This window comes from Streptomyces sp. JK94, assembly GCF_053613315.1.
The window spans coordinates 1-4,353 of sequence record NZ_JBSICH010000054.1 but is presented as its reverse complement, the minus strand read 5'-3'; the positions used below and the strand labels follow the sequence as shown (position 1 = coordinate 4,353).

At 73.3% G+C, this 4,353-nt stretch carries 5 protein-coding genes; 3 read left to right on the top strand and 2 right to left on the bottom strand.

The window, feature by feature from the left end; translation table 11 throughout:
- Window positions 1–425: 425 nt before the first annotated feature.
- Window positions 426–1,478, bottom strand: coding sequence for a GDP-mannose 4,6-dehydratase (locus ACVV2G_RS32130; protein ID WP_453846318.1), 1,053 nt, complete (start codon window positions 1,476–1,478; stop codon window positions 426–428).
- A 537-nt stretch (window positions 1,479–2,015) separates the two neighbouring features.
- Complete coding sequence (locus tag ACVV2G_RS32125) at window positions 2,016–2,567, bottom strand: sigma-70 family RNA polymerase sigma factor (RefSeq protein WP_453846321.1); 552 nt, start codon at window positions 2,565–2,567, stop codon at window positions 2,016–2,018.
- Between the two features lie 44 nt (window positions 2,568–2,611).
- On the opposite strand from ACVV2G_RS32125, the gene ACVV2G_RS32120 reads away from it, so the two are divergent.
- The 3 genes from ACVV2G_RS32120 (at window position 2,612) to ACVV2G_RS32110 (ending at window position 4,325) form a co-directional block, all read left to right on the top strand.
- Window positions 2,612–2,758 (top strand): hypothetical protein, encoded by a 147-nt coding sequence (locus ACVV2G_RS32120; protein ID WP_453846322.1) that lies wholly within the window; start codon window positions 2,612–2,614, stop codon window positions 2,756–2,758.
- 161 nt (window positions 2,759–2,919) lie between these two features.
- A complete protein-coding gene (locus tag ACVV2G_RS32115) occupies window positions 2,920–3,525 on the top strand; it encodes a flavodoxin family protein (protein ID WP_453846317.1) in 606 nt (201 codons plus the stop codon).
- A gap of 236 nt (window positions 3,526–3,761) precedes the next feature.
- Window positions 3,762–4,325, top strand: coding sequence for a Dps family protein (locus ACVV2G_RS32110; protein ID WP_453846316.1), 564 nt, complete (start codon window positions 3,762–3,764; stop codon window positions 4,323–4,325).
- The last annotated feature ends 28 nt before the right edge of the window (window positions 4,326–4,353 follow it).

Sequence of the window (4,353 nt, the reverse complement as noted above, 5' to 3'; positions counted from 1 at the left end):
TTCAACGCAACCCATCTGGAAGAAGACCGGCGGACGGCTGACGGTCCGACGTGGACGGCGGACGTCCCGGGCGGCCGTACGGCGCCGGGACGTCGGGCGTGCCCGGGGGAGGGAGAACGATCGGGAGCGCGACCGCGGCGGCGGTCCGCCCGCCCCGGTGCCTCACGCGCCCGGGGGCGGGGTGCCTCGGCGCGCGTGGTGGCCCCGTGGCGGTCCCCCGGCGCGCGGGCGGACGGGCAGGACCCCGACCGCTCCCCCGGAGCACGCGCCCGGTGCGCGTGCCGTGCACACAGTTCCGCTGACCATGGGCACAGTCTGCGACGGCGGCCGCTCTGGAAATCCCTAGTGTGTGACGGCCGCGGCCGACGCGCGGCCGCGGGTACGGCGGCGGCCGGGCGACGGGACGGCCGGGCCCACGGGACGCGCTACCAGTTGCCCACCAGACCGGCGGGGCCGGTGGCGAGCAGACGGCTGTAGTCCCGCTCCCGGGAGGCCTGCCGCAGGTCGGACTCGACCATCATGCGCATCAGTTCCTCGAAGTCGACCTCGGGCTTCCAGCCCAGCTCCCGGCGGGCGTTGCCGGAGTCGGCGCAGAGGGTCTCCACCTCGGCGGGGCGGACGAGTCCGGGGTCGACGACCACGTGGTCCCGCCAGTCGAGGCCGACGTGCTCGAACGCGATGCGGGCAGCGTCGCTGACCTTGTGCATGGTGCCGGTGCCCACCACGTAGTCGGCCGGCTCCTCCTGCTGCAGCATCAGGTGCATGGCGCGGACGTAGTCGCCCGCGAAGCCCCAGTCGCGCTCGGCGTCGAGGTTGCCGAGGCTGAGCTTGTCCAGCAGGCCCAGCTTGATCTGCGCGACCGCCAGGGAGATCTTCCGGGTCACGAACTCGGCCCCGCGTCGCGGCGACTCGTGGTTGAACAGGATGCCGGAGACGCCGTACATCCCGTACGACTCCCGGTAGTTGCGGGTGATGTAGTGGCCGAACGTCTTGGCGACGCCGTACGGGCTGCGCGGGTGCAGGAAGGTGGTCTCCCGTTGCGGGCTCTCCGCCACCTTGCCGAACATCTCGGAGGACGAGGCCTGGTAGAAGCGGATCTGGCCGCGGCTCGCGCTCCCGGAGGACTTGCTCAGCCCCGACACGATCCGCACGGCCTCCAGCATCCGCAGCACGCCGGTGCCGTTGACCTCGGTCACCAGCTCGGGCTGCTGCCAGGACATGGGGACGAACGAGATGGCTCCCAGGTTGTAGACCTCGTCGGGCTGGACCAGGTCCACGGCCGACACCAGGCTGCCCTGGTCCATGAGGTCGCCGTCCACGAAGGACAGTTCGGGGATCAGCTTGGCGATCCGGTCCTTCCGGGGGTTGGCCTGTCCCCGGCAGAGCCCCCACACCTGGTAGCCCAGGCCGAGCAGGTGTTCCGCCAGGTACGATCCGTCCTGCCCGGTGATTCCGGTGATGAGTGCGCGCTTGGTCATCTTCCCTCTTTCCACCGCCACGGTGAGGACGCGGTCGGGCGGAAGTCCGCGCCCGCGGGGCGGACTGGTCGACACCCCGTGCGTGCGGTGAACGTCCGGCTGACGGACCGTTCCCGGCCCCTCGCCCACGTGCACGACTCACGGTCTGCGCTCACGAACCGTCCTCGTCGCGGCCATGCAAGCACGGGCATCGCTAAGGAATTTGCGAGTCTTCCCACCCCTTCCGTCCCGACGAATCAGGCCACAGGGCACACATGAGCCACATCCCCCAGGGGTGTCCGGCCCGCCCGCCCCGCCGCCCCCGGGCCCTCCGCAGGACACGCCCTCCCGTGCGCGAGGACGCCCGCCGGCCTCCGGGGCCGGTGCGCCACCCCGCGCGGCAGGCCGCCGGGTGGGGGCGGGGCGTCGTGGACCGCGGCGAGCCGTGAAGCCGGAAGCACGCACCGGCCGGGCGGCCGAGCGGTGACCGACGCCCTCCGGCCCGGCCGATGCCCTCCGGCCCGGCGGAGCGGCTCACGCCGTCGCCGGGCCGGGGCGTCAGGCGGCGGTCGCCCCCGCCGGCCGCTCGGCGTCGTGCAGCCATGCGATCAGGGAGGTACGGGCGCGGGCCACCCGCGAGCGCACCGTCCCCACCGGGCACTCGCTGACGTCGGCCGCCTCCGCGTACCGCAGCCCGAGCACCTGGGTGAGGACGAACGCCTGACGGCGGTCGTCGGGGAGCGCGGCCAGGAGTGCGGCGAGGGCGATGCCGTCGTCGAAACCGGGCAGGCCGCGCGGCTGGACGCGCTCGGCGGCCGACTCCCAGTCGTCCGTGGCCGCCGTCCGTGGCCGGGAGGAGTCGCGCCGGATGCTGTCGACGACCGCCCGGCGGGCGATGGAGAGCGACCAGGTACGGGCCGAGGAACGCCCCTCGAAGCGGTGCAGGCTGCCGAGGGCCCGCAGGAAGGTGTCCTGGGTCGGGTCGTCGGCGCTCTGCGGGTCGGCGCCGAGGAACGTCACGTAACGGCGGACGTCCCGGTGCAGGGCGCGGACGAAGTGGTCGACGGCCTGGGGATCGCCGGTGCGCGCGGCGAGGGCCCAGGCCGTGATCGACGCCTCCGTCGTGTGCGAACTGCGACTGCGGCTGCCCCCGGTTGTTCGTCGACCCCGGCGCCCCGGCGGAGCGGCGGATCGTCCTGACCGACGACTTCGGCCAGCACGTGCAGATGAGCGCCGACCAGTTCTCCTCACTCGTCGACGACGCCAAGCAGGGGAAGCTGGACGGCATCGCCCTGCCCTGAGCCCAGGCCGCCGAGCCGCCGCCGTCCGCCCACCCGCCTCAGCCCGGCCGCCTCAGCCCGGCCGCCTCGCCCCGCCCCGCCCCGGCCGCCCCGCGTCCGGGCGGGTGAAGGGTCCGGCGGCCGGACGGTCCGGAACCCCACGGCGGGGAAGAGGGTCGGGTATGCGCGCACTCGTCATCAACTGCACCCTCAAACCCTCCCCGCAGCCGTCGAACACCGAGGCCCTCGCCGCCACGGTCATCGCGGCGCTGAAAGGCCACGGCGTGGAGGTGGACGTCGTACGGGCCGTCGACCTGGACCTGAAGCCCGGGGTCGAGACCGACATGGGCGACGGCGACGACTGGCCGGACGTGCACGGGAAGCTGCTGTCGTCACAGATCCTGATCATCGCTTCACCGACCTGGCTCGGCCGCCCTTCCTCGGTCGCCCAGCGGGTCCTGGAACGCATGGACGCCATGCTCGGCGAGACCGACGACGAGCGGCGCCCCGTCGCCTACAACCGCGTCGCCGGGGTGCTGGTCACCGGGAACGAGGACGGCGCCCACCACGTCATCAGCGAGATCAGCGGTGGGCTGGCGGACATCGGCTACACGATCCCCGGGCAGGCCTGGACCTACTGGCACCTCGGCCCCGGGCCCGGGCCCGACTACCTCGACGACGACCGCGGCCACGACTGGTCGACGTCCACCGGCCGGGCCATGGCGTCCAACCTCGTGCACGCGGCGCGCGCACTCGGCGCCATGCCCCTGCCGGCTCCGCCGTCCTGAAGCCGCCCCGAAGGCGTCTTCACGACGCCTTTACGACGTCCTGGCGCACCCCCGGCTCCCGGCCGCGAGGTACGGGAGCCGGGGGTGCGCCGGGGACATCCGGACGATTGACCCACCCCGTCGAGGGAGACCCGTCCCTCCTCGGGGCACCGACCAGGCATGTCTGCCGTCGCCGATGCGGGGCAGTCGTGCAGGTGCGAGACCGTACCAAACCGCATGAGGAGCTGAGGTCCGACATGACGCACGATCTGACCCCGAAGTACACGGTCCCGGGCATCGAGCGCGAGGCCGCCGGACGCCTGATCGGCGTGCTGCGACTGCGTCTGCACGCCCTCAACGACCTGCACCTGACCCTCAAGCACGTGCACTGGAACGTCGTGGGACCGCACTTCATCGCCGTGCACGAGATGATCGACCCGCAGGTCGACCAGGTGCGCGAGATGGCCGACGACGTGGCCGAGCGCATCGCCGCCCTCGGCGGGGTGGCGCAGGGCACGCCGGGTGCGCTGGTCGCCGAGCGGAAGTGGGACGACTACTCCATCGGACGCGCCGACGCCATCGCCCACCTCGGCGCGCTGGACGTCGTGTACACCGGCGTCGTCGAAGGCATGCGCGCGGCGGCCGAGGAGGCCGGCAAGATCGACCCCGCCACGGAGGACCTGCTGATCGGCCAGCTCAGGGACCTGGAGCAGTTCCAGTGGTTCGTCCGGGCCCACCTGGAGAACTCCGGCGGCACCCTGGCGACGGGCAGCGCAACGTCCGAGGCGGAGGGCGCGGAACGCGGCGCCGAACTCGCCTGACGCAGCAGTCGCGGAGCGCCGGCGGGGA